General features: G+C 54.4%; 28 protein-coding genes. 17 read left to right on the top strand and 11 right to left on the bottom strand.

Annotated features, from left to right (window positions below; genetic code table 11):
• Window positions 1-44 precede the first annotated feature (44 nt).
• The 9 genes from rapZ to LG300_RS09535 form a co-directional block, all read right to left on the bottom strand.
• Window positions 45-965 carry an RNase adapter RapZ gene (gene rapZ, locus LG300_RS09575; RefSeq protein ID WP_404374888.1) on the bottom strand — a complete coding sequence of 307 codons (921 nt, stop codon included), beginning with the start codon at window positions 963-965 and terminating at the stop codon, window positions 45-47.
• A 65-nt stretch (window positions 966-1,030) separates the two neighbouring features.
• Entirely contained in the window at window positions 1,031-1,498 is a 468-nt protein-coding gene (ptsN, locus tag LG300_RS09570; RefSeq protein ID WP_404374885.1) for a PTS IIA-like nitrogen regulatory protein PtsN, read from the bottom strand.
• A gap of 4 nt (window positions 1,499-1,502) precedes the next feature.
• Window positions 1,503-1,811 (bottom strand): ribosome hibernation-promoting factor, HPF/YfiA family, encoded by a 309-nt coding sequence (gene hpf / locus LG300_RS09565; protein WP_404374883.1) that lies wholly within the window; start codon window positions 1,809-1,811, stop codon window positions 1,503-1,505.
• 97 nt (window positions 1,812-1,908) lie between these two features.
• Entirely contained in the window at window positions 1,909-3,324 is a 1,416-nt protein-coding gene (locus LG300_RS09560) for an RNA polymerase factor sigma-54 (RefSeq protein ID WP_404374880.1), read from the bottom strand.
• 105 nt (window positions 3,325-3,429) lie between these two features.
• Window positions 3,430-4,197 carry an LPS export ABC transporter ATP-binding protein gene (lptB, locus tag LG300_RS09555; protein ID WP_404374878.1) on the bottom strand — a complete coding sequence of 256 codons (768 nt, stop codon included), beginning with the start codon at window positions 4,195-4,197 and terminating at the stop codon, window positions 3,430-3,432.
• 11 nt (window positions 4,198-4,208) lie between these two features.
• A complete protein-coding gene (gene lptA, locus LG300_RS09550) occupies window positions 4,209-4,712 on the bottom strand; it encodes a lipopolysaccharide transport periplasmic protein LptA (protein WP_404374876.1) in 504 nt (167 codons plus the stop codon).
• A gap of 8 nt (window positions 4,713-4,720) precedes the next feature.
• Window positions 4,721-5,293, bottom strand: a complete 573-nt coding sequence (lptC, locus tag LG300_RS09545; RefSeq protein ID WP_404374874.1) for an LPS export ABC transporter periplasmic protein LptC — start codon at window positions 5,291-5,293, stop codon at window positions 4,721-4,723.
• Entirely contained in the window at window positions 5,293-5,835 is a 543-nt protein-coding gene (locus LG300_RS09540) for a KdsC family phosphatase (protein ID WP_404374871.1), read from the bottom strand. The genes lptC and LG300_RS09540 overlap by 1 nt, the downstream gene beginning before the upstream one ends.
• A gap of 45 nt (window positions 5,836-5,880) precedes the next feature.
• Window positions 5,881-6,867 (bottom strand): KpsF/GutQ family sugar-phosphate isomerase, encoded by a 987-nt coding sequence (locus LG300_RS09535; protein WP_404374869.1) that lies wholly within the window; start codon window positions 6,865-6,867, stop codon window positions 5,881-5,883.
• Window positions 6,868-7,138: 271 nt separating this feature from the next.
• On the opposite strand from LG300_RS09535, the gene LG300_RS09530 reads away from it, so the two are divergent.
• From LG300_RS09530 to hisD, 9 genes are all read left to right on the top strand, one after another.
• Window positions 7,139-7,960 (top strand): ABC transporter ATP-binding protein, encoded by an 822-nt coding sequence (locus LG300_RS09530; RefSeq protein ID WP_404374867.1) that lies wholly within the window; start codon window positions 7,139-7,141, stop codon window positions 7,958-7,960.
• Window positions 7,961-8,761: a lipid asymmetry maintenance ABC transporter permease subunit MlaE gene (gene mlaE, locus LG300_RS09525; protein ID WP_404374865.1), complete on the top strand. Its 801-nt coding sequence runs from the start codon at window positions 7,961-7,963 to the stop codon at window positions 8,759-8,761.
• Between the two features lie 15 nt (window positions 8,762-8,776).
• Window positions 8,777-9,241: an outer membrane lipid asymmetry maintenance protein MlaD gene (mlaD, locus tag LG300_RS09520; protein WP_404374862.1), complete on the top strand. Its 465-nt coding sequence runs from the start codon at window positions 8,777-8,779 to the stop codon at window positions 9,239-9,241.
• A 102-nt stretch (window positions 9,242-9,343) separates the two neighbouring features.
• Entirely contained in the window at window positions 9,344-9,949 is a 606-nt protein-coding gene (locus LG300_RS09515) for a phospholipid-binding protein MlaC (protein WP_404378019.1), read from the top strand.
• Entirely contained in the window at window positions 9,946-10,278 is a 333-nt protein-coding gene (locus LG300_RS09510; RefSeq protein WP_404374860.1) for an STAS domain-containing protein, read from the top strand. The genes LG300_RS09515 and LG300_RS09510 overlap by 4 nt, the downstream gene beginning before the upstream one ends.
• A 140-nt stretch (window positions 10,279-10,418) precedes the next feature.
• Window positions 10,419-10,670: a BolA family protein gene (locus LG300_RS09505; protein WP_404374857.1), complete on the top strand. Its 252-nt coding sequence runs from the start codon at window positions 10,419-10,421 to the stop codon at window positions 10,668-10,670.
• Window positions 10,671-10,680: 10 nt separating this feature from the next.
• Entirely contained in the window at window positions 10,681-11,943 is a 1,263-nt protein-coding gene (gene murA / locus LG300_RS09500; RefSeq protein WP_404374855.1) for a UDP-N-acetylglucosamine 1-carboxyvinyltransferase, read from the top strand.
• A 29-nt stretch (window positions 11,944-11,972) separates the two neighbouring features.
• Window positions 11,973-12,626: an ATP phosphoribosyltransferase gene (gene hisG, locus LG300_RS09495; RefSeq protein WP_404374853.1), complete on the top strand. Its 654-nt coding sequence runs from the start codon at window positions 11,973-11,975 to the stop codon at window positions 12,624-12,626.
• 13 nt (window positions 12,627-12,639) lie between these two features.
• Complete coding sequence (gene hisD / locus LG300_RS09490; protein WP_404374850.1) at window positions 12,640-13,956, top strand: histidinol dehydrogenase; 1,317 nt, start codon at window positions 12,640-12,642, stop codon at window positions 13,954-13,956.
• Window positions 13,957-13,987: 31 nt separating this feature from the next.
• Here the strand turns inward: hisD and LG300_RS09485 are convergent, their stop codons facing one another.
• On the bottom strand, window positions 13,988-15,232 hold the full coding sequence (locus LG300_RS09485; protein ID WP_404374848.1) for a Do family serine endopeptidase: 1,245 nt from the start codon (window positions 15,230-15,232) through the stop codon (window positions 13,988-13,990).
• Window positions 15,233-15,370: 138 nt separating this feature from the next.
• On the opposite strand from LG300_RS09485, the gene LG300_RS09480 reads away from it, so the two are divergent.
• Complete coding sequence (locus tag LG300_RS09480) at window positions 15,371-16,132, top strand: Nif3-like dinuclear metal center hexameric protein (RefSeq protein WP_404374845.1); 762 nt, start codon at window positions 15,371-15,373, stop codon at window positions 16,130-16,132.
• Window positions 16,133-16,276: 144 nt separating this feature from the next.
• On the opposite strand, the gene LG300_RS09475 is transcribed toward LG300_RS09480, so the two are convergent.
• The gene (locus LG300_RS09475) at window positions 16,277-16,720 is read right to left on the bottom strand and encodes a ZapG family protein (protein WP_404374841.1); all 444 of its coding nucleotides are present in this window, start codon (window positions 16,718-16,720) and stop codon (window positions 16,277-16,279) included.
• 213 nt (window positions 16,721-16,933) lie between these two features.
• Between LG300_RS09475 and zapE the strand changes: the two genes are divergently transcribed.
• The 7 genes from zapE (at window position 16,934) to sspA (ending at window position 22,724) form a co-directional block, all read left to right on the top strand.
• Entirely contained in the window at window positions 16,934-18,115 is a 1,182-nt protein-coding gene (gene zapE / locus LG300_RS09470) for a cell division protein ZapE (protein ID WP_404374838.1), read from the top strand.
• Between the two features lie 177 nt (window positions 18,116-18,292).
• Window positions 18,293-18,721, top strand: coding sequence for a 50S ribosomal protein L13 (gene rplM / locus LG300_RS09465; RefSeq protein WP_044629965.1), 429 nt, complete (start codon window positions 18,293-18,295; stop codon window positions 18,719-18,721).
• Window positions 18,722-18,734: 13 nt separating this feature from the next.
• Window positions 18,735-19,124 (top strand): 30S ribosomal protein S9, encoded by a 390-nt coding sequence (rpsI, locus tag LG300_RS09460; protein WP_404374835.1) that lies wholly within the window; start codon window positions 18,735-18,737, stop codon window positions 19,122-19,124.
• Window positions 19,125-19,332: 208 nt separating this feature from the next.
• Window positions 19,333-19,932, top strand: coding sequence for a ubiquinol-cytochrome c reductase iron-sulfur subunit (petA, locus tag LG300_RS09455; RefSeq protein ID WP_404374833.1), 600 nt, complete (start codon window positions 19,333-19,335; stop codon window positions 19,930-19,932).
• Window positions 19,932-21,191 (top strand): cytochrome bc complex cytochrome b subunit, encoded by a 1,260-nt coding sequence (locus LG300_RS09450; RefSeq protein ID WP_404374831.1) that lies wholly within the window; start codon window positions 19,932-19,934, stop codon window positions 21,189-21,191. The genes petA and LG300_RS09450 overlap by 1 nt, the downstream gene beginning before the upstream one ends.
• On the top strand, window positions 21,191-21,958 hold the full coding sequence (locus LG300_RS09445) for a cytochrome c1 (RefSeq protein WP_404374828.1): 768 nt from the start codon (window positions 21,191-21,193) through the stop codon (window positions 21,956-21,958). Before LG300_RS09450 ends, LG300_RS09445 begins: the two co-directional genes overlap by 1 nt.
• 139 nt (window positions 21,959-22,097) lie before the next feature.
• Entirely contained in the window at window positions 22,098-22,724 is a 627-nt protein-coding gene (sspA, locus tag LG300_RS09440; RefSeq protein ID WP_404374826.1) for a stringent starvation protein SspA, read from the top strand.
• Window positions 22,725-22,764 lie beyond the last annotated feature (40 nt).

Here is a 22,764-nt window from a genome sequence, read left to right as displayed (position 1 = left end):
GCTTAGGTTTTGCAACTTAGGTCTTTTAACTGAGGCCTTGAGACTCAAGGCGTACTGGCTGCAGGGGAGGTGCCGCATGGTGCGGCAACGTCTTCGCTCAGTGTGTACTGCAGCCCTAACTCGCGATGCCTTATCTGGACTTCGCCTGTCTGTTTGACCAGCTGCTGGGCGAGCTGCTCAACCATATAGACAGAGCGGTGTTGCCCTCCCGTGCAGCCAATGGCTACGGTCATATAGCTGCGCTGACTATTTTGGTATGCAGGCAGCCACTTTTCCAGCCATGCTTGGATGTCATCTGCCATTGCTTCGACCACGGGGTAGCTGTTTAAAAAAGTAATGATACTATCATCGCGCCCGGTATATTGGCGTAGCGTTGGGTCCCAGTAGGGGTTGGGTAGGCAGCGCACGTCGAAGACTAGGTCGGCATCCATGGGAACGCCGCGCTTATAGCCAAACGACTCAAAGGTTAGTGTTAGCTGGTCTTTCCGCTGGTGGGCAACTTGATCGGTAATGCGGCGGCGCAGGTCATGCACAGATAAGCGTGAGGTATCGATCAACAAGTCGGCAAGATCGCGGATCTCAAACAGCGTCTCTTCCTCTTTGTTGATTGCCTCTTCTAGTGTCATGTCGCTATCCCGGGTGAGCGGATGGCGACGACGGGTAGCCGAGTAGCGCTCTAGGAGAATGCGTGCATCCGTGGTCAGGTAGATCACCTGAAAGCGGATCTCCCGTTGGCGCAGTTCCTCCAGAAGCGCTGGTAAACGCTCAAGCGCCGTTGGCAGGTTGCGTGCGTCAATACTGACAGCAAGGTGAGTGCGCTCACCTTGCTCGCGCAGTTCATCAACCAGTGAGCCAAGCAGCATGGCGGGTAGGTTGTCGATAGCGTAGTAGCCAAGATCCTCTAGCGCTTGTAAGGCGATAGATTTGCCGGACCCTGAGCGGCCGCTAATGATCACCAATTGCATAGTGTCTCTCTTGGATGACTGGCATAAGGGAAGTGAGCGCTGCACGTAATGGGTGCCACCATCGGTTAGGCGGCTTGTTCGCGAATCTTGGCCGTAATAAGGGCTAGTAGCTCACGTTGACTGTCGGCTTTGCGCAGCTGTTGGCGCGTATTGGCGTCGTTCATAATGGTGGCCACTTGGCCGAGCAGCGCAAGGTGCGTGTCATCTGCCTCTTCTGGCACTAGTAGGACGAATACAAGATCTACTGGATCGCCATCAATGGCATCGAAATCGACCGGCTCGGCCAGTTTCAAGAAGCCAGCAATGGGCGCGCTACAGTGAGGGCTGCGGGCATGGGGGATGGCAACCCCGTTGCCAATCCCCGTGCTGCCTAGTCGCTCGCGGCCAATGAGGCGGCTAAACACCTCTTGGCTATCTAGGCTGGGTGTGTTTTGGGCGATAAAGGTGCTGAAGAACTCCAGCACCCGTTTTTTACTGCCCCCGGGAACGTCATAAAGCACGCGTTCCGGGGGGAGGATGGTTTCCAACGTCATTGATTTAACGCACGCCAGCGCCTTGGGCGCGAGCTTGTGCTTTTTCCTTATGTTTAACAAGTTGGCGGTCGATTTTGTCCGCTAAAGCATCAATGGCGGCATACATATCGTTATCCAACGCTTCGGCGTGAAGGTCGGCTCCTGACGCATGTAACGTACAGGCGGCTTGTTGGCGCTCCTTCTCAACAGATAAGGTGACTTGGACGGTAGTAATATTGTCGTAGTGGCGTTCGACGCGTTCCAATTTTTCATTGACGTAGTCACGCAAGGCGTCAGTCAGTTCAACGTGATGACCAGTGATGTTTACTTGCATTGACGTGCTCCTTATCCATCGGGCTGTACTTCGATTGTAACCCTTTTTGCGCTATTGCAAAGCCCCTGCGTTGAGTTTGTTCCTATCTACCGTTTAACTAGCGTAAACGACGGCGTTCACTCGACGAGGGAATGCCCATTGACTCTCGGTATTTAGCAATAGTCCGTCTTGCGACACTAATACCTCCCTCTTCTAAAAGGGTGACTAGGCGACTGTCAGACAGCGGCTTGCCGGGTGGTTCATCTTGTATGAGCTTTTTAATGCGGGCACGAATAGCGGTGCTAGAGTGGCTGTCGCCGCCATCCTGGCCGCTCACCTGGCTTGAGAAGAAGTATTTAAGCTCGAAGACTCCCCGTGGCGTGTGAATATATTTTTGTGTCGTAACGCGCGATATTGTCGATTCGTGCATCTCAACGGCTTCGGCAATATCCGCTAGGATCAGTGGCTTCATCGCCTCTTCGCCGTGCTCCAGAAAGCCAATTTGGCGAGCAATAATTTCACGGCCAACCCTCAGCAGTGTGTCATTGCGGCTTGAGAGGCTTTTGATCAGCCAGCGCGCTTCTTGCAAATGCTCTTTGAGGAACTGGTTATCCTGGCTCTTATCGGCGCGCTTGATCAGGCTAGCGTAGTCGGGTTGAATGCGTAGACGCGGTAGCGCTTCGGGGTTTAGCTCCAGGTGCCAGCCTTCATTATCGTGACGAACCACCAAATCTGGGGTGATGTAGCCATCGTCGGTAACGCCGTAGACACTGCCGGGGCGAGGGTCAAGGCTGCGAATTAAACGAATGACATCGTCGAGCTGCTCGTCCGTGAGGCTTAAGCGACGCTTTAGTAATCGCATATCATCCTTGCCCAATGCTTCTAAAAACTGACGCACCAGCCGTTTTGCGGGCATCAATAGCGGCGTATCTTCGGGTAGTGTCGCAAGCTGAAGCATTAGGCACTCGCGCAGATCGCGGGCAAAAACACCGGTAGGTTCAAACTGCTGCAAGCGCAGCAGCGTATTTTCCACTTCCCGCTGGCTGAGGCTTTCATGACCTTGAGCTTTTAAGCCCTCACGGATGTCATTGAGCGGCTGGGTGAGATAACCGTTGGCATCCAACGCGTCAATCAGGCTTTCCGCAATCGCGTAATCTCGCGGGCTAAAGTCTGTCATAGCCAGCTGCCACAGCAGGTGACCTTGAAGGGACTGCCCGGCGGCTTGGCGCTCGAAATCGGGTCCTTCACTGCTGCCACCCAGGCTTCCTATGTCTTGGTAGGTATCTGACCAGTCGCTGTCGACAGAGAGTTCGGTAGGGATGCTCTCAGACCACTCTGCTTCTTGAGCCTCGCTGACGGCTTGCTCGCCGAACTCATCCTCCTGCTCAAGCATGGGGTTGGCATCGAGCGCTTGCTGAATTTCTTGACGAAGGTCCAGCGTCGATAGCTGAAGCAGGGCAATGGCCTGCTGCAGCTGAGGTGTCATGGTTAGCTGTGTGCCGATACGCAGTTGAAGAGAAGCTTTCATGACCATCTGAGAACCACTCGCTAATCAGAAAGCTCCACCCTAGAGCGAGTTATCGCTTGGTGCAAGTGCAATAAACATGCCACTAAGATAAGTGTTGGCACAGGGCGTTGTTTAGAGGCGGAAATCTTCGCCTAAGTAAACTTCTCTGACTTTCTGGTTATTGAGGATTTCCTGGGCATTTCCACTGGCAATAATGTGACCATCGCCAACAATGTAGGCAATATCACAAATGTCCAGAGTTTCACGCACGTTATGGTCGGTGATTAAAACGCCAATATGGCGTTTTTTCAGCGCTCGAATGATCGTTTTAATTTCTCCCACGGAAATAGGGTCTACCCCCGCGAAAGGCTCATCGAGCAAGATAAAGGCCGGTTCAGTGGCCAGCGAGCGGGCAATCTCCACTCGGCGCCTTTCACCCCCGGAGAGGCTCATACCTAGGTTGTCGCGTATGTGGGTGATGTGAAAATCTTCGAGTAGCGCCTCAAGATGTGCTTCCCGGGCGTTGCGGTCAAGTTCCTTGCGGGTCTCTAAAATAGCCATAATGTTATCGGCCACCGAGAGCTTGCGGAAAATGGAGGCCTCCTGGGGGAGGTAGCCAATCCCTGCAAGTGCACGTTCATGCATAGGGGCATGAGTAAGGTCTAAGTCATCAATACGTACGTTGCCTGCATCGGATTTGACCAGGCCTACGATCATATAAAACGAGGTGGTTTTGCCTGCCCCGTTAGGTCCTAGTAGTCCGACTACACTACCTTGAGTGATTTCTAGATTGATATCTTTGACGACGCGGCGGCGTTTATAGCTCTTTGCCAAGTGATGGGCATAGAGGGTTTTGACCGGCGTGGATTCCAGCGCTATGCCGGAGGTTGATACTGCCACGTGGTTTCTCCCTATTGCTCGGGCTGAAGAGTCATGCGAATACGCTGCGGCTCGCTGCCGCTAACGTCAGAGCGCGCTTGCACTATTTCTTGGTCGATAAAGTACTCTAAGCGCCCGCCTTCGAAGTGGTCCCCCTGTTGGGTAAGCTCCGCTTGGTCGATGAGTTCAACGCGACGTTCGGAAACGTGATAAATAATTCGGCGTGCCCAGCCTTCTATGGGAGTTTCTTGATCTTCAAGCTGGTTCCGTAAGTAGGCGCGTTCCCCCGTGGCGATAGCGCGAGACAGTTCTCCAGCGTCGTTACGCTGAATCTCTACCCGCTCGCCGCGTAGTTGCATATTGCCTTGGCGAATATCAACGTTACCGGTATACACGGCTGTTCCCGCCCGTTGATCAAGGTCTAATCGGTCGGCCTCCACGTGAATGGGCGCTTGACTTTGTGCTGAAACGGGCATCGCAACTGTGGCAATTGGAATGGCAAGGGCAAAGAGTGCAGTGCGGATTAAAGCATTCATCACGACTCCTATGGGGACTGGGTGGCAGGCGGATGGACGCCGCGCACATTGTTGGTTAAGCGGACTTGGCTGTCATCCAGCCATACATCCATCCGTGATGCTTCCATATGCTGGGGAGGCTGCTGTAACACCACATGAGTATCACTCCAGGCGTGGCGGGTAATCCCGTCGTAGTTTAATAGTTCAGTATCAAGCTGCCATCCTTCTTCTGGGGCTAGCAGTCGTGCAGAACCTGCTAAGGTTAACGCCTGAGTCTCAGTATTTAGGGTGCCGGTATTGGCCGTAGCGAGCCACTCGCGCTGCTCACTATCAAACAGTGTGACATGGGGAGACAACACCTCCGTCATCGCTGTTTGGGGAGTATGCACCAGCTGAGGCGTCGCTAGTGACTGCTGGATGGCGCCTGATTCACCGAAGAGGGTAATTTCGGCATTTTCTAAGACGTGTCCAGGCTCCTGGGCACGGGCCTCTGGATCTAAAACACGATCTTGAGGCCCGCGTGGATCTAACCAAACTAGCAGGCCTCCAAGAGCAATCACCATGCCCGTTAACCAAACGCGCTTTTTCACCCTAACTTGCATTATGAGTGCCCGTGTAAATACGTATCGAGCACGGCGTCCCAATGCCCTTGTGACATCAGCAGGGTATCGCAAATTTCGCGCACAGCGCCGTGGCCTCCAAGGCGTTCGGTGATCCAGTCAGCGTGGGTGTGCATATAGTCTGGCGCATTAGGTACTGTAATGCCGACGCCAGCGCGCTTGATGGGGGCAAGGTCGGGGAGATCGTCCCCACAGTAGGCGACTTGTTCTAGGGTGATGCCAAGGCGCTGACAGAGCTCTCGCAGAGTGGTTAGCTTATCTTCACAGCCCTGATGCACATGGCTGATACCCAAGGCAGCAGCACGTTGGCTCACCATGGGAGAATCACGGCCAGTAATCAGTGCCACATGGATGCCGACGCGCTTAAGTAGCTTCAGGCCATGGCCGTCCTGGGTGTGAAACGCTTTGATTTCGATTCCATCGGCCTGAAAATAGAGGCGGCCATCGGTGAGCACGCCGTCCACATCAATCGCCAGCAGTTTTACGCGGCGCAGCCGGTCAAGTAGAGCATCGGGTAGGGCCATAAAGCCTCCATTATCCATTTACCATAAAGGCAGTATAAAAAGTTATTAAATGACGCCGCTAGCAAGCAGGTCGTGCATGTGCAGTGCGCCGATGGGGCGCTGCTGCTCATCAACTACCGCTAGGGCCGTGATGCGGTTATCTTCCATAATGCGTACCGCTTCGGCGGCCAAGATATCCGGGCCAATGCGTTTGCCGGGGCGTGTCATCACGTCATCGACCAGCACATCGCGCAGGTCGTGGTATTGGTCTAGCGTGCGGCGCAGGTCGCCATCGGTATAGACACCGGCAAGCCGACCCTCGCTATCCACCACGCAGGTGAACCCTAGCCCTTGGCGGGTAATTTCCAAAAGCGCATCGCGCAGCTGGCTGCCCAATGCCACTTGGGGGAGGCGCGAGCCGTCGTGCATTAAGTCGCTAACACGCAGCAGGAGGCGCTTGCCCAAACTGCCGCCCGGGTGGGAGAGGGCAAAGTCTTCGGCGGTAAAGCCGCGTGCTTCCAAAAGCGCAACGGCAAGGGCATCGCCCAGGGCTAGTGCAGCGGTAGTAGAGCTGGTGGGAGCAAGATCAAGCGGGCAGGCTTCTCGCTCCACGCCGCTATCCAAGTGGGCGTCTGCGTGGCGGGCCAGAGTGGAGCCGGGGCGCCCTGTCATGCTGACTAAAGGAGTGCCTAGCCGCTTGAGCAGTGGAAGCAGCGCGGTGACTTCAGCGGTTTCACCGGAGTTGGAAAGCGCTAGCACGACATCGGCGCGGGTAATCATGCCCAAGTCGCCGTGGCTGGCTTCGCCTGGATGAACAAAAAACGCTGGAGTGCCGGTGCTGGCCAGGGTAGCGGCGATTTTGCCGGCGATATGGCCTGATTTTCCCATGCCAGTGACCACCACGCGCCCCTGGCAGGCAAGCATAAGCTGGCAGGCATGGTCGAAACCTTCATCCAACTTGGCCTGCAACCCGCCAATGGCTGCTTGCTCAATTTGCAGGGTACGCAGCGCACTTTCACGTAGTTGGCTGGGTGTATGAGAAGGCTGACGCATGGTGTGTCTCATGTACATAGTCATTATGAGTGGTCGGTAAGAATAACATCTTGGAGCGGTTTATAGCTAAAGCGCATCGAGGAATAGACGGAATGGCACCGCTGTGGGCGATGATTGTTTTAAGCGCTGATGCTTTACGCGACTGTTACTGTGAATAGCGTTAGGATACGATGTTCGATAATATTTCGAAAACACTGTTTTTTAAATTTCCAGATGCACTGCCCGTTATATACTCGCGTGTGCTGGCAAGAGGATGAAGGCCAATCAGCCCATGACAGATGTTCCCTTCATAAAGATTGAAGATGTGTATTTTTCGCGGGGCGACCACGATATTTTTCGCGGGATCAACATGACCATCTCTCGCGGTCAGGTAACAGCTATCATGGGGCCGAGCGGAACGGGGAAAACGACATTACTGAAGCTAATAGGTGGTCAGTTAACACCAGACCGTGGGCGGGTTTTAATCGATGGCCAGGATGTGCACCGCCTATCCCGCAAGGCGCTGTTTGCGCTGCGTAAGCGGATGGGGATGCTATTCCAAAGTGGTGCGCTGTTTTCGGATTTGGATGTGTTTGAAAACGTTGCCTTCCCGCTGCGGGTGCATACCGACTTGCCTGATACAATGATTCGTGACCTGGTGCTATTAAAGCTGCAGGCGGTGGGGCTACGCGGGGCAAGACATCTCACTCCTGCCGAGCTGTCGGGAGGGATGGCAAGACGGGTCGCGCTGGCTCGCGCGGTGGCGCTCGACCCCGAGCTGATTCTCTATGACGAACCCTTCGTAGGCCAGGACCCTATTTCTATGGGCGTGTTGGTGCAGTTGATTAAGCGGCTTAACCAAGCATTGTCATTAACCTCGGTTGTGGTCTCCCATGATATTAAAGAGACGCTGAGCATTGCTGATTACCTTTATCTCATCGCGGATGGCCAAGTCGTGGCCCACGGCACACCGAGTACGCTCGATGCGAACCAGGACCCGCGTGTCAGCCAGTTTATGCACGGCGAGCCGGATGGGCCGGTGCCGTTCCACTATCCCGCAGAAATGCTTTACCGGGATATCCTCGGTCACGATTTAGCTATTAAGGCAGGGTAGATGCAGTCAAAATTTTCACACTATGCGGCGCGGGTGACCCGGCTAGGCCGTAAAGGGTGCGATGTAGTCGAGGCCCTGGGGCGCGCCACAGTGTTTCTCGCTCAGTCGGCAGTTGGTGTGCCGTCTAGGGAGGGGTGGTCGCTTTGGCTGCGCCAGATGCACTTTGTCGGTGTGCTCTCACTGGCCATTGTACTGGTGTCGGGGCTTTTTATTGGCATGGTGCTGGCGCTGCAGGGATATACCATTTTGGTGGATTTCGGCGCTGAACAGGCGTTAGGCCAAATGGTGGCGCTTTCGTTGCTGCGTGAGCTGGCGCCGGTGGTGGCTGCACTGCTATTTGCCGGGCGGGCTGGGTCTGCATTAACGGCTGAAATTGGCTTAATGAAAGCTACCGAGCAGCTGACCAGTATGGAAATGATCGGCGTGGACCCGCTGCGCCGTGTGGTGGCGCCAAGACTCTGGGCAGGGTTTGTGGCGTTACCTATTCTCACCGTTGGTTTCAGCGTTGTCGGGATCTGGGGCGGCTATTTGGTAGGTGTCGAGTGGCTAGGAGTGTTTGAAGGCTCTTACTGGAGCAATATGCAGGCCAGCGTTTCATTTATTGATGATATCGGCAATGGCATGATTAAAAGTGTGGTGTTTGCGCTTGTGGTCACTTGGATTGCGGTATTTCAAGGGTATGACTTAGTGCCCACATCGGAAGGGATCTCCCGCGCCACCACACGTACGGTGGTGTACTCCTCGTTGGCGGTGCTAGGGCTAGATTTTGTTTTAACTGCCGTCATGTTCGGCGGCCTTTAAGGGTGGGGTAGTGCCATGAAGCGCAGTAAAACCATGGAGTTTGGTGTTGGCTTGTTTATGCTGGCGGGGATTGTAGGACTGGTATTTCTTGGCCTGCGTGTCAGCGGCTTAACGCTCTCAGCGCCCTCAGATACGTTCCGCCTTGAGGCAAACTTTGCCAACATCGGAGGGTTAAAGCCGCGCGCACGCGTCACCATGGCAGGTGTCACAGTAGGGCGCGTCGAAGCCATTGAGCTAGATACAGAGTGGTATGATGCTCGCGTGATTTTAAGCCTTGATAGCGAGCTTGAAGGGCAGCTCTCTCAGGATACGACCGCTGCGATTTTAACGGCCGGGTTGCTAGGCGAGCAGTATATCGGCCTCAGCGTTGGCGGTTCACCCGACGTGCTGGAAGAGGGTGATGTCATTCGCGACACTCAGTCCGCCTTGGTGCTAGAAGAGCTTATTCAGCAATTCGTATCCAACATGGTTAGTAACTAAATGCGTTCAATTATCCATAGTAAAGAGGTCGATGTGATGCAATACGTTCTTTCTACTTTTGTTCATCGGATAGCTTTTGTCCAACGGGTAGTGCTGGCGCTTATGCTGCTATTAACCCCGCTACTAGCCCAAGCGCAAACGCAGTCGCCTGAAGCAATGATTCGTGACAATATCGAATCATTTATGAACCAGATCAATGGTAAAGAGGATTACTACGCCAACAATTTGGATGAGCTGAAAGCCCTAGTGAACGATAGTCTCAATGACGTCGCCGATTTCCGCTATATCGGTGCCAGCGTGATGGGCAGTTATTTCCGTAACGCAACCCCTGAGCAGCGTAGCCAGTTTGCCGACGTGTTTCGCCAAACGCTGATTGATACTTATACCCGCGGTTTGGTGACGTTTGATTATGATGAGTTGCGTGTGCTGAATAATCAGCGCAGTCAGCGCTATGAAGACCAAGCGAGCGTCGATATGGAAATTGTCGCTACCAACGGCCAGGTCTACCCCGTGAGTTACAGCCTCCGCCTCTCTGACGGTCAATGGCGTGTTGTCAACGTGATTGTCAATGGTATTAATCTTGGCCTGACGTTCCGCAACCAGTTTGACCAGGCCATGCGTGACAATAACCGTGATTACGATGCGGTTATTCGTGGCTGGGCGCCGGAGATCGGTGTCGACGAGTTGGAGCAGGGAGGCGACGCGTGACGTCGCTGCTTGCTCGACCGGAAGTATCACTCAACGCTCGGTCTGACAGCCTTGAGGTAGCGGGTGATGTGACCATGAATGCAGCGGCGGAGGTGGCTGCTGCGGGGGTGAAATGGCTGCGCAGTGCGGGCTGCCAGGAAGTTGGCTTCGACTTTCGCCAAGTCAGTAAGGCCAGCAGCGTTGCTATCAGCGTGTTATTCGAGTGGCTTCGTGCATGCCAAGCGCTGGATATTTCCGTGCGAGCGGTCACTTTATCGCCGCCCCTTCAGCGGCTTGCCTCTCTGGCAGAGCTGGGGGCGCTGACGGACATGTCGGGCGGCACTGCCTAATATGACGCTTTGTTTAGGGCAGCCTTCTGGCTGCCCTATTAATTGATAGGGCGGCTCAGCATCGCCAAGCGTGCTGCTTTTCTTTATCATGTTCACCTATTTCTTACTATTTCAATGACCCCAAAGGAGTTTCCTGTCTCATGCAACCCAACGAGGTAAAAGCACTGCTTGAATCCCGCATCGATGGGTGTGAGTTTCACATCCAGGGTGAAGGCTGCAATTTTCAGGTAATTGCGGTTGGCGAAGCCTTTGAAGGTCTTTCTCCGGTGAAGCGTCAGCAGCTTGTATACGCAGCGTTAAGTGATGAAATCGCCTCAGGCGCGCTACACGCTATCAGCATCAAAACGTTTACACCGACGCAGTGGCAAACCGCGTCGGAAAACGCTGAGTAACGGCTGCTTCATGGATAAACTAATTATCACCGGCAACGGCTCGGTGGATGGCGAAGTCTGGGCGAGTGGTGCTAAGAATGCGGCTCTGCCCATTCTATGCGCGAGCCTATTGGCAGATGGCCCAGTGGTGATCGGTAACTTGCCTCATTTGCAGGATATTACCACCACGTTGGAGCTGCTGGGGCGTATGGGCGTTGAGCCCGTGATGGGTGAAAAGTTGAGCATCCAGCTGGATGGCTCTCAGGTGACCCAGTGCCACGCGCCCTATGAGCTGGTTAAAAAAATGCGCGCCTCTATTCTGGTGCTGGGGCCGCTGCTGGCGCATTTTGGCAAAGCGGATGTGTCGTTGCCGGGTGGCTGCGCTATCGGCTCGCGTCCGGTGGATTTGCACCTGCGTGGCCTAGAGGCCATGGGGGCTGAGATTCACGTTGAAGCAGGCTATATTCGCGCCCGTGTTGATGGCCGCTTGAAAGGTGCGACGATCTTTTTTGACACAGTGACTGTCACCGGCACGGAAAACCTGCTGATGGCAGCGACCTTGGCAGAAGGCCGGACCATTCTCGAAAACGCCGCCCGCGAACCTGAGGTGGTTGATCTGGCCGAGTGCTTGATCAAAATGGGCGCACAGATTCGTGGCCACGGTACCGATACCATCACCATTGACGGTGTTGCCTCACTACATGGCTGTGAGCATGACGTCATGCCTGACCGTATTGAGACCGGTACCTTCCTGGTTGCAGCGGCGATGACTGGCGGGCGTGTAAAAGTGAAGCGCACCCGTGCCGATATCTTAGAGGCGGTACTCGCCAAGCTGGAAGAGGCGGGCGCCGAGATTACCAGCGGTGAGGATTGGATTGCGCTGGATATGCACGGCAAGCGCCCGAAAGCGGTCAATATTCGCACTGCTCCTTATCCAGCATTTCCTACCGATATGCAGGCGCAGTTCGTAGCAATGAATGCAGTGGCAGAAGGGCATTCACGAGTGGTTGAAACGATTTTCGAAAACCGCTTTATGCACGTTCAAGAGCTGAACCGTATGGGCGCGAACATCGTACTAGAGGGTAACGCCGCGTTAATTAAGGGCGTTGATAAACTCTCTGGTGCCCCCGTGATGGCAACCGACCTACGCGCATCAGCGTCGCTAGTGATTGCTGCCATGATGGCCGAGGGGGAGACCTTGGTCGATCGTATCTACCATATTGATCGTGGCTACGAGTGTATCGAGGAAAAATTACAGCTGCTGGGGGCGAAAATTCGCCGTATCCCCGGCTAAGCCACGCGGACAACCACTGGCCTTACACCATGAGTAAGCAATTAATTCTAGCCCTTTCAAAAGGGCGTATTCTTGAAGAAACTCTGCCGTTGCTGGCGGACGCAGGCATTACGCCTGCCGAGGATTTAAGTAAAAGTCGTAAGCTGCTGTTTGACACCAACCTGCCTGACGTCAAGCTGGTGATTATCCGGGCAACGGACGTGCCGACCTACGTACAACTGGGCGCGGCAGATGTGGGTATCGCTGGAAAAGACGTGTTGCTTGAGCACGGTGCTGAAGGGCTTTACGAGCCTCTGGACTTGGATATTGCCCGCTGCAAGCTGATGACGGCCGGTGTGACCGGACAGCCCCCTGCTAAAGCGCGTCGTCGTGTTGCTACCAAGTTTGTGAATGTGGCGCGTCGTTACTACGCCGAGCAGGGTATTCAAGCGGAAGTGATCAAGCTCTATGGCGCTATGGAACTTGCTCCATTGATGAACTTGGCCGATGAGATCGTGGATATTGTCGATACCGGTAATACATTGCGTGCCAACGGTATGGAGCCTCGTGAACTTATTGCCCATATCAGCACTCGTTTGGTGGTGAACAAGGCGGCCATGACCATGAAGCATGACCGTATCAAGCCGCTGCTAGCCCGTTTGGAAAATGCCGTTAAAAAGCGCCAGGCGCAGCCTACTGAATGACGCGAGGTTCATCATGAGCGATACAACCACAGCCACCATTGCCCGTCTCTCTACACGAGAGCCTGCATTCCATCAGCAACTCGATGCGTTGCTGGATTGGGAGGGCGTGTCTGATAAAGCGGTCCAGGCTCGTGTTGAGGAAATCTTGGCCGATGTTAAGCAGCGTGGCGACCAGGCGGTGATTGAGGCAACGAACCGCTTTGATCGTCTATCGGTTGAGTCGATGGAGCAACTGCGCTTAACGCCGGAGCAGCTAAAAAAGTCGTTTGACGGCTTGCCAGCGGAACAGCGTGATGCACTGGCCACCGCCGCTGAGCGTATTAAGCGCTACCACGAGCGGCAAAAGCCGACTTCTTGGCAGTATGAAGAAGCTGACGGTACGGTGTTGGGGCAAAAAGTCACGCCACTTGATCGGGCTGGTATTTATGTGCCGGGTGGGAAGGCGGCTTATCCCTCCTCGGTGTTAATGAATGCGATCCCTGCTCATGTGGCTGGCGTGCGTGAAATCGTCATGGTGGTGCCAACTCCTGATGGTGTGCTGAACGACCTGGTGCTGGCTGCGGCCCATCTGGCGGGCGTCGATTATGTGTTTACCATTGGCGGTGCCCAGGCTGTTGCTGCGCTGGCCTATGGTACGCAAAGCGTTCCTCGGGTCGACAAAATTGTTGGGCCGGGCAATATCTATGTGGCCACTGCGAAACGGGCCGTATTTGGGCAAGTGGGGATCGATATGATCGCCGGGCCTTCCGAGATCATGGTGGTCTCCGATGGTCAAACCGACCCGGACTGGTTAGCGATGGACCTCTTCTCCCAAGCAGAGCATGACGAGGATGCCCAGGCAATCTTGGTGAGCTGGGATGCGGCGCATCTGGATGCGGTGGCGGCTTCTATTGAGCGGCTACTGCCAACGCTTGAGCGCGAAGAGATTGCACGTGCGTCGTTGAACCGTCGCGGTGCGTTGATCCTGTGTAAAGATCAGGCAGAAGCGGTTGAGATGATTAATCGTATCGCGCCCGAGCACCTTGAGTTGTCGGTCGCAGAGCCTGAGACATGGCTAGACGATATCCGCCATGCGGGCGCTATCTTTATGGGGCGCCACACCTCGGAAGCATTGGGGGATTACTGTGCGGGGCCAAACCATGTGCTGCCAACGTCCGGCACGGCGCGGTTCTCCTCACCGCTCGGGGTGTACGACTTCCAGAAGCGCTCTTCTATCATCTACTGCTCCCCAGAAGGGGCGTCAGAGCTTGGTAAAGTTGCCTCTGTCCTTGCTCGCGGTGAGTATCTCACTGCCCATGCTCGCTCCGCCGAATATCGCATCCGCGATTGACAGGCAGTGAGTTCGGTTCGGCAGGGTGGAGCTAAGAGCCGCTCTGCCGGTCGGCTGACGTCGCGTTGGTCGGCACCGGTCGTTCCCCCACCTCAAGCGTCATCTCCATGCGCTCGCCACCCCGTACAATAGTAAGCGGTAGCGATGTGCCAGGAGGAATAGAGGCAATGTCGCTCATGGTAGCGCGAGCATCTAGAATGACCTGGCCATCAATAGAGAGCAGTACATCTCCTGGTTGTAAGCCTGCCTGGGCAGCCGGACCGCCGCTTACTACACCTGCCACAATAACTCCCTGGGGTGTGCGTAGCCCAAACGAGGCGGCAAGCTCCCGTGAAAGGGCCTGGGCTTCAATACCCAGCCAACCGCGAATTACACGACCACGAGTTACCAGCTCATCAAGGATGCTGTGAGCGAGGTTGGCAGGAATCGCAAAGCCGATGCCTTGAGAGCCGCCAGAACGTGAGAAAATCGCCGTGTTAATACCTACTAGAGCGCCTTCTGGATTGACCAACGCGCCGCCGGAGTTGCCGGGGTTAATGGCTGCGTCGGTCTGAATGAAATCCTCATACGCATTAAGCCCTAAGTGGCTGCGCCCTGTGGCGCTAATAATTCCCATGGTCACGGTTTGTCCCACGCCAAAGGGGTTACCAATCGCCAGGGCTACATCGCCGACGGCAACCTCCTCTGAGTCAGCTAGCTCAATCACGGGCAAATTATCGAGCGTAATGCGCAGCACAGCCAGGTCGCTCTCTGGGTCAGTACCAACCACTTCAGCCAGGGTTTCCCGCCCATCTCGCAGAGCAACCTGGATCTGATCTGCGCCATTAATCACATGATGATTAGTTAGTACATAGCCGTCATCACTGACAATAACGCCTGAGCCTAAGCTGGAGAGCATTCGTTGATGAGTGGTGGCGTCGTCTCCACTAAAAAATTGTTGAAAAAAAGGGTCGGACATCAGCGGGTGCTGGTCTCGTGCAACGATACGTGACGAATAAATATTGACAACGGCTGGAGCAGCTTTGTTAACCGCTTCTGAGTAACTGGCAGGACCTTGATTGCGTGTAAGAGAGGGCGCTTGGCGCACATCTGGTGCAGGCCGGTTGGCTGACTGTTCACTGCTAGTGGGCACTAGGGCGGGGGGCGCCTCAACAGAGGTAGGCGGGCTTTGACGAAATGGGTTGGGCAACTGCTCGGGAAAGACGAGCAAGAGTACAGTGGCAAGTAGAAGCCCTGTGGTAATTGGCCATAAGTAGGGCAGCACAAAGCGGTGCATGCGAGGATTCCTCAGCGGGTGGCAGTCTAAATAGTCGCGAGGTTCGCGATAATGCGGAGCGAGTCTTACAATACCGTTATGGTAACACTGAATGCCGCTGTGCCTCACGGTGGCGGTTTAAACTGTTAAGGAGTGAGTGTGAATCATCGGGATCAACTTGTCGCCGCTTGTGACCACCAGCTACGCGCCAGTCAATTTAAGGACTTCACGGTTAATGGATTGCAGGTTGAAGGGCGTGACACTGTCAATCGAGTGATGACAGGGGTGACGGCTTGCCAGGCGCTACTGGATGAGGCAGTGGCATGGCAGGCGGATATGGTGCTTGTCCATCACGGCTATTTTTGGAAAAACGAGCCGGTACCGGTGACTGGGATGAAGCAGCGTCGCATTAAAACACTGCTTGCTAATGATATTAGCTTGCTTGCTTACCACTTGCCGTTGGATGCCCATGCGGAGATGGGGAACAATGCCCAGTTAGCTAAACGGCTTGGTTGGAAAGTGGAGGGTTGCCTAGATGGAGAGTTGGGCGAAGGGCTGCTCTGGTCGGGGCGTTTGGTTGCGCCGCACAGTATAGGCGAGCTTGCTGGGCAAATCAGTGCCGCGCTACAGCGTCCGCCCCTTGTTGTGGAAGCGCCGCTTACCGAGCCCATAGAGCGCATCGCGTGGTGCACGGGCGGGGCCCAAGACATGATTACCGCAGCCTACGAGGTAGGAGCACAAGTTTTTGTTTCTGGTGAGATTTCTGAGCGCACCACACATTTGGCGCGTGAGATGGGTATTCACTATATTGCGGCAGGGCATCACGCCACTGAGCGTTATGGTGTTCAAGCCCTAGGTGAATGGTTGGGTAGTGAGTTCGATGTAGAGCATCGCTTTGTAGATATTGATAACCCTGCCTAACTTAGTGGGCTGAGGCACCTGTCGATTGCTGGCAGGTGCCCTTTGTTCAGTGGTTGCGATACCAGCAGTAAAGGCGTATTCCTTAGTGCTGGAAGATCTTGGTGCTGTAAAGCCGGCGCTGGAAAGTGAGTGCTGAGGAGAAAGCTAGTACCGAGGAGGTTGTGCTGCTGCACTATCGGTGGGCTGGTGACTCTCCTTTAAGCCAAAATCCTCTGAAAGCGTGCCGTTTTTACCCGCTGCGTAGTCTCTGGGCATGGCGACGCCGCTGTCATTTTCATCGTTGCCAGTAATAGGGCTAGATGAGGGTTTTATGCTGGGTAGTTTCCATTGCGCTGCTTCGCTTTCTACCAGCTGTTCAAGCTGGCTGGTTTCAAAGCGGATATTGTCCAAGCGTTGTTGGAAACTTGTTAAGTGGCTGCCCATACTTTTCTTTAGTTCCGCGATCTGGTGTTCCCTTTCAAGCAATGCTTGCTTGAGGGTAGCGATATCCCGAGCGCTCTTGCTGAAAAGCCGGTAGCACCCCAAGCCGATGGCAAAACCAATGGCCAGGCCAATTAACGTAAAAGTGAATGGCGAGCTTGCTTCCACAGTGTTCTCCCTAATAGTGATGCGCGCCATCTCGTGGCGGTGCTCTTAAAACAGGCCCCATTATAGGCGCGTCTCAGTCGGTTGGGTCAATCCACTCATGCGCTTAGCGTTTAGGCGGCGTATAATTAGCCCCATTTATTTGAGCAAGCTTTGTCTGGCGTGCTGCAGCGCGTCGACGATATGGCTTGGACTATGCGTTGCGGGAGCACATTAATGCCATCAGTATCTGCACGTCAGGCGTCCGATCAAGCGCGTCGGCCAACGCCGCTTGAGCGCTATCAAGAAGATCTCAAACGTAGCGATTTTCAATACGACCCTGCCCAGGAGCAGGCGGTGAAGCATCTTCAGCGCCTCTACGATGATCTTCTGTCAGCGCCTACTACCGTGCCCAAAACGGTGGTGGCCAATAAAGGTCTTAAGGCCAAAATGGCGGGGCTGTTGGGTAAGAAAAGCGATCCGGCCAAGCCACCCGTTCCTCAAGTAAAAGGTCTCTACTTTTGGGGCGGCGTAGGCCGAGGAAAAACGTACCTAGTGGATACCTTTTATGAGGCACTGCCGTTTCCGGAGAAGATGCGTACGCATTTCCACCGCTTTATGCAGCGGGTGCATAATGAGCTAACGCACTATAAGGGCGAGAAAAACCCGCTGACGCTCATCGCCGGTAAATTTGCGGCAGAGGCACGCGTGATCTGTTTTGATGAATTTTTTGTCAAAGACATTACCGACGCCATGATTCTGGCCAACTTGCTGGAAGCGCTATTCGAACGCGGCGTGATATTGGTGGCAACCTCTAATATCGTGCCCGACGATCTTTATAAAGATGGCCTGCAGCGTGCGCGGTTTATGCCTGCGATTGAGCTGGTGAACCGCCATTGCGAGGTGGTTAACGTCGACTCGGGCATTGACTACCGTCTGCGGGCGTTGGAGCGTGCGGAGATATTTCATGCGCCTTTAGATGCTGCTGCCGAGCAGGAATTGGCGCGCAGCTTTAGAGAAATTGCCGGGCAGCCGGGTGAGGAGGGGGCGCCGCTGGAGGTGAATCACCGAGTGCTGAAAACCCGCCGCTTGCATGAAGATGTGGTCTGGTTTGAGTTTGCCGAGCTATGCGATGGCCCTCGTAGCCAAAATGATTACATTGAAATTGCCCGGGAATTCCATACGGTGTTGGTTGCCAATGTGCCCCGTATGGATGCCAAAAAAGATGACCAGGCGCGCCGCTTTATTAATATGGTTGACGAGTTTTACGATCGCGGCGTGAAGCTATTGATGTCTGCCGAAGTGCCGGTTGAGTCGCTGTATAGCGACGGCAAACTAACCTTTGAGTTCCAGCGCACCCTGTCGCGGCTGCAAGAGATGCAGTCCCGGGAGTATTTGGCGCTCCCTCATAAACCCTAGTTTTTAGGCGTCCATGCAAAAAAATACAGACGGCACTTAACTTGCCGAAGGGCTTGCTGTAGAATGCCGCCTCGCTACATGTTGCTGGCTCATGCTTGCAACCAAAAAAAATAGGGATGGTGCTTCGCCGCCTAGCGGTGTGAGTCACCCAACACACTTAATCTGGTGATTTCATCCATGAAGACGTTCAGTGCTAAGCCGCAGTCCGTCCAGCGCGACTGGTATATTGTCGACGCTACGGACAAAACGCTCGGTCGTCTGGCAACCGAGATTGCTCGCCGCCTGCGTGGCAAGCATAAGCCCGAATTTACCCCTCACGTTGACACTGGCGACTACATCGTCGTGATCAATGCCGAGAAAGTCCAAGTAACCGGCAACAAGGCGAAGGCTAAGACCTACTACCGCCACACAGGTTACCCGGGCGGTCTGCGCTCCATGACATTCGACAAAATGCTCGACCACGCTCCCGAGCGTATCATCGAGTCTGCCGTTAAAGGCATGCTGCCGAAAGGTCCGTTGGGTCGCGCCATGTACTCCAAGTTGAAAGTGTACGCTGGTGCCGAGCATCCGCATGCTGCCCAGCAGCCGCTTGAACTGAACATCTGAGGAAATCTTCGCCATGACACAGCAGTATTACGGTACCGGGCGCCGCAAGACTTCCACCGCTCGCGTGTTCCTGAAGCCGGGCTCCGGCAAAATTACCGTCAACAACCGCGAACTTGACCAGTACTTCGGTCGTGTTACTGGTCGCATGGTTGTTCGTCAGCCGCTAGAGCTGACTGAGACCCTAAACCAGTTCGACGTTTACGTTACCGTTGAAGGCGGCGGCGGCTCTTCACAGGCTGGCGCTATTCGTCACGGCATCACTCGTGCCTTGATGAACTACAACGAAGACCTGCGTCCTGCGCTGCGTGCTGCGGGCTATGTTACCCGTGATGCCCGTCAGGTCGAACGTAAGAAAGTCGGTCTGCGTAAAGCACGTCGCCGTCCGCAGTTCTCCAAGCGTTAATTTTACGCTATGCGGCAAAAGCGCCCAGGTCAAAGACCTGGGCGTTTTTTATTGGAATATCAAAAAATTATAGTGCTCATACCACCATTGTCCGGGGCGGTTGTTCTTGTGCAGAGCGCTTTGTTTTTTTAACATAGACCGTATTTGATATTCGTCGTCGCAAGACGCCTTTGCGACGGAACGGGTAAGCTGATGGGAGAAACCAGAAATGGCAGATAACGGCGTAAACAAAGGTCGGCGCCGTTTCCTCGTGGGCGCCACCTCCGTTGTGGGGGCGGTGGGCGCTGTCGGGGTTGCGGTCCCCTTTGTGGCATCTTGGCAGCCTAGTGCCAAGGCAAGGGCGGCAGGTGCCCCGGTTCAAGCAGATATATCTAAGCTTGAGCCGGGACAGCGTATGACCGTCGAGTGGCGTGGTCGCCCGATTTGGATTATTAACCGTACGCCTGAAATGATTGAGCGTACACAGTCGCTGGGTGCAGATAGCCTAGCGGACCCCGAATCGGAAGTGCCGCAGCAGCCCGCTTACATTCAGGGTGATTTGCGTTCTATCAAGCCTGAAATTGGCGTGCTGATTGGTATCTGTACGCACTTGGGTTGCTCTCCTCTGTTTCGGCCTGAGCCGGATGCGGAAGGGGTGGGTGTCGACAACTGGCCGGGTGGTTTCTTCTGTCCGTGCCATGGCTCTCGCTTTGACTTAGCCGGCCGTGTATTTAACAACGTACCCGCGCCGACTAACCTTGAGGTGCCGCCGTACCGCTTTGAGAGCGACGATATCATCGTGGTGGGCGAAGACGAGGAGAGTGCCTAATGGCTAATCCAAATAAGGCAAAGGCCGAAAGCGGCATCATGCGGTGGGTGGATGATCGATTCCCAGCCACCCAGATGATGCAAGACCATCTGACCAAATACTATGCACCGAAGAATTTCAACTTCTTCTACATTTTTGGTGTGCTGGCACTACTTGTGTTGGTAAACCAAATATTGACAGGTGTGTGGTTAACCATGAGCTTTAACCCGTCAGCTGAAGGCGCGTTCGCTTCAGTTGAGTACATCATGCGTGATGTAGAGTGGGGCTGGCTAATTCGCTACATGCATACCACGGGGGCGTCTGCCTTTTTCGTGGTGATCTATCTGCACATGTTCCGTGGCCTCATGTATGGTTCCTACAAAGCGCCCCGTGAGCTGGTGTGGATCTTTGGTATGGCCATTTACCTTGCCTTGATGGCGGAAGCCTTCATGGGCTATCTGCTGCCTTGGGGGCAGATGTCTTACTGGGGGGCTCAGGTAATTATTTCGCTGTTCTCTGCGATCCCTGGTATTGGTCCAGATCTTGCGCAGTGGGTACGCGGTGATTTCTTGATCTCCGGTATTACGCTTAACCGTTTCTTCGCGCTGCATGTCGTTGCGTTGCCTATCGTTATTCTGGCGCTGGTAGTGTTGCACATCATCGCATTGCATGAAGTGGGTTCTAACAACCCCGATGGCATCGATATCAAGCAGAAAAAAGACGAGACCGGTAAGCCGCTTGACGGAATCGCCTTCCATCCGTATTACACCGTGAAAGATTTGGTGGGTATTGCGGTCTTCCTGTTTGTTTTCTGTGTGGTGGTGTTCTACTTCCCTGAAGGGGGTGGCTACTTCATCGAGAAGCCGAACTTTGAGCCGGCTAACCCGCTGAAAACACCGGATCATATTGCACCTGTTTGGTACTTCACGCCGTTCTACGCCATTCTGCGTGCCATTACCTTCTCGCTGTTCGGGCTTGACGCTAAGTTCCTGGGTGTTGTGTGCATGGGTGCGGCAATCGCAGTGCTGTTCGTTCTTCCGTGGCTTGACCGTAGCCCCGTGCGCTCCATGCGCTACAAAGGCTGGATGTCTAAAGTCATGCTGCTGCTGTTCTCAATTAGCTTCATCATTCTGGGCGTGTTGGGCGTGCTGCCATCAACGGAAGGCCGCACGATTCTAGCGCAGGTATGTACAGCCATTTACTTCGCCTTCTTCCTGCTGATGCCGTTTTATACCAAGCTGGAGAAGACTAAACCCGTTCCGGAAAGGGTGACTGGCTAATGAAAAAGCAATTATTAGCACTGCTCTTCGCAATAGTGCCGGTAACCGCGATGGCGGCTGGTGGCGCAAGTGTGCCCCATAGCATGGAGCCCGATCTGCAGGATCAGGCATCACTGCAAAACGGCATGAAGCTTTATGTCAACTACTGCATGGGCTGTCACTCGCTGGAGCATCAGCGCTTTGCTCGTGCTGCTGAAGACCTAGACATTCCGCAGGACCTGGTAGAGGAGAACCTGATTTTCTCCTCTGACCTAGCGTTCAACGACCAAATGCACATTGCCATGGATAGTGGTGATGCAGAGTCCTGGTTCGGCGCTGCGCCGCCTGACCTGACTCTGGAGGCGCGTCTGCGTGGTACTGACTGGATTTACTCCTACTTGTTAGGGTTCTACAAAGACCCCAGCCGTCCGACTGGTGTGAACAACACGGTCTACGAGCTGGTGGCGATGCCTAACGTGCTGGAGCCTCTTCAGGGCGTCCAGGAGATGGTTTGTGCGGAGACCGATCAGCCGGTAGCGGGTCATGAGCCTGATCCTCTGTCGGGTAAGTATCAGTCCTGTGATGTGCTGCAGGTGACTCAGCCGGGTGCTATGGAACCCGCCGAGTTCGAGGAAGCGGTATACGACCTGACCAACTTCCTGGCCTACGTAGGTGAGCCGTCTAAGCTTCAGGCTCAAGCGTTAGCACCTAAGGTACTTATTTTTATCTTTATTTTTGGTGTGATTGCTTATCTGCTCAAGCGTGAGTACTGGCGAGACGTTCACTAATTAATAAAGCAAGATAAGTGCTTGGGCGCACGGTGAGAGCCGTGCGCCTTTTGCGTTTGTGCTCCACTGCGAGCTACCTTCCCATAAGAGGGTGCTGGCATGTTATTATCCAAGATTGTTTTGATGCGAGGATGCTTTCATGGGTGTTGTGGCCAAGCGGTCGTCAATGATCTTTTACTCAGGTAGTGATGATCATTTCAGTCATCGTGTACGCATTGTTCTGGCTGAAAAAGGAGTGGCGGTCGATATTGTTGATGTCGACGAAGACCAGCCGCCTGAAGAGTTGGCAGACCTCAACCCTTACAACAGCGTGCCGACACTGCTGGATCGTGAGCTGGTGCTGTATGAATCCAAGGTGATGATGGAGTATCTGGATGAGCGTTTCCCTCATCCACCGCTGCTACCGGTGTATCCGGTTGCACGTGCACAAAGCCGTCTGTGGATGCACCGCATCGAGCGCGAGTGGTGCCCAATGCTTGAGCAGATTCGCACCGGCGGTAAGAAAGAAGCGGATAAGGCGCGTAAAGAACTGCGTGAAAGCCTGATTGGCATTTCGCCCATTTTTGAAGATATGCCCTACTTCATGAGCGAAGAATTTACGCTGGTTGACTGCTGCTTGGCGCCGATTTTGTGGCGTCTACCCGAGCTGAACATCGAGCTTCCCGAAAAACAGGTGAAGCCGCTGCTAGGCTATATGGCACGGGTATTTGAGCGCGAAGCGTTTAAAGCATCTTTGAATGAGCGTGAAAAAGAGATGCGCGCTTGAATTCATTCGGCCTCTTAGCCTGCTGGGTAAGAGGCCATAC

The sequence above is a fragment of the Vreelandella aquamarina genome (assembly GCF_044805175.1).
Lineage (GTDB): Bacteria > Pseudomonadota > Gammaproteobacteria > Pseudomonadales > Halomonadaceae > Vreelandella > Vreelandella aquamarina_B.
The sequence above is the reverse complement of the archived record's forward strand: the minus strand, read 5'-3'. Positions and strand labels throughout refer to the sequence as shown.

Excerpts from the sequence above, each read along its gene's own strand:
- rplM (WP_044629965.1), top strand. The coding sequence starts at position 18,293 with ATGAAGACGTTCAGTGCTAAGCCGCAGTCCGTCCAGCGCGACTGGTAT.
- hisD (WP_404374850.1), top strand. The coding sequence starts at position 12,640 with ATGAGCGATACAACCACAGCCACCATTGCCCGTCTCTCTACACGAGAG.
- hisG (WP_404374853.1), top strand. The coding sequence starts at position 11,973 with ATGAGTAAGCAATTAATTCTAGCCCTTTCAAAAGGGCGTATTCTTGAA.
- rapZ (WP_404374888.1), bottom strand. The coding sequence starts at position 965 with ATGCAATTGGTGATCATTAGCGGCCGCTCAGGGTCCGGCAAATCTATC.
- LG300_RS09540 (WP_404374871.1), bottom strand. The coding sequence starts at position 5,835 with ATGGCCCTACCCGATGCTCTACTTGACCGGCTGCGCCGCGTAAAACTG.
- mlaD (WP_404374862.1), top strand. The coding sequence starts at position 8,777 with ATGAAGCGCAGTAAAACCATGGAGTTTGGTGTTGGCTTGTTTATGCTG.
- rpsI (WP_404374835.1), top strand. The coding sequence starts at position 18,735 with ATGACACAGCAGTATTACGGTACCGGGCGCCGCAAGACTTCCACCGCT.
- hpf (WP_404374883.1), bottom strand. The coding sequence starts at position 1,811 with ATGCAAGTAAACATCACTGGTCATCACGTTGAACTGACTGACGCCTTG.
- LG300_RS09485 (WP_404374848.1), bottom strand. The coding sequence starts at position 15,232 with ATGCACCGCTTTGTGCTGCCCTACTTATGGCCAATTACCACAGGGCTT.
- mlaE (WP_404374865.1), top strand. The coding sequence starts at position 7,961 with ATGCAGTCAAAATTTTCACACTATGCGGCGCGGGTGACCCGGCTAGGC.
- LG300_RS09515 (WP_404378019.1), top strand. The coding sequence starts at position 9,344 with ATGCTGCTATTAACCCCGCTACTAGCCCAAGCGCAAACGCAGTCGCCT.
- petA (WP_404374833.1), top strand. The coding sequence starts at position 19,333 with ATGGCAGATAACGGCGTAAACAAAGGTCGGCGCCGTTTCCTCGTGGGC.
- LG300_RS09445 (WP_404374828.1), top strand. The coding sequence starts at position 21,191 with ATGAAAAAGCAATTATTAGCACTGCTCTTCGCAATAGTGCCGGTAACC.
- lptA (WP_404374876.1), bottom strand. The coding sequence starts at position 4,712 with ATGAATGCTTTAATCCGCACTGCACTCTTTGCCCTTGCCATTCCAATT.
- zapE (WP_404374838.1), top strand. The coding sequence starts at position 16,934 with ATGCCATCAGTATCTGCACGTCAGGCGTCCGATCAAGCGCGTCGGCCA.
- LG300_RS09450 (WP_404374831.1), top strand. The coding sequence starts at position 19,932 with ATGGCTAATCCAAATAAGGCAAAGGCCGAAAGCGGCATCATGCGGTGG.
- lptC (WP_404374874.1), bottom strand. The coding sequence starts at position 5,293 with ATGCAAGTTAGGGTGAAAAAGCGCGTTTGGTTAACGGGCATGGTGATT.
- sspA (WP_404374826.1), top strand. The coding sequence starts at position 22,098 with ATGGGTGTTGTGGCCAAGCGGTCGTCAATGATCTTTTACTCAGGTAGT.
- LG300_RS09560 (WP_404374880.1), bottom strand. The coding sequence starts at position 3,324 with ATGGTCATGAAAGCTTCTCTTCAACTGCGTATCGGCACACAGCTAACC.
- ptsN (WP_404374885.1), bottom strand. The coding sequence starts at position 1,498 with ATGACGTTGGAAACCATCCTCCCCCCGGAACGCGTGCTTTATGACGTT.
- LG300_RS09530 (WP_404374867.1), top strand. The coding sequence starts at position 7,139 with ATGACAGATGTTCCCTTCATAAAGATTGAAGATGTGTATTTTTCGCGG.
- murA (WP_404374855.1), top strand. The coding sequence starts at position 10,681 with ATGGATAAACTAATTATCACCGGCAACGGCTCGGTGGATGGCGAAGTC.
- LG300_RS09505 (WP_404374857.1), top strand. The coding sequence starts at position 10,419 with ATGCAACCCAACGAGGTAAAAGCACTGCTTGAATCCCGCATCGATGGG.
- LG300_RS09535 (WP_404374869.1), bottom strand. The coding sequence starts at position 6,867 with ATGCGTCAGCCTTCTCATACACCCAGCCAACTACGTGAAAGTGCGCTG.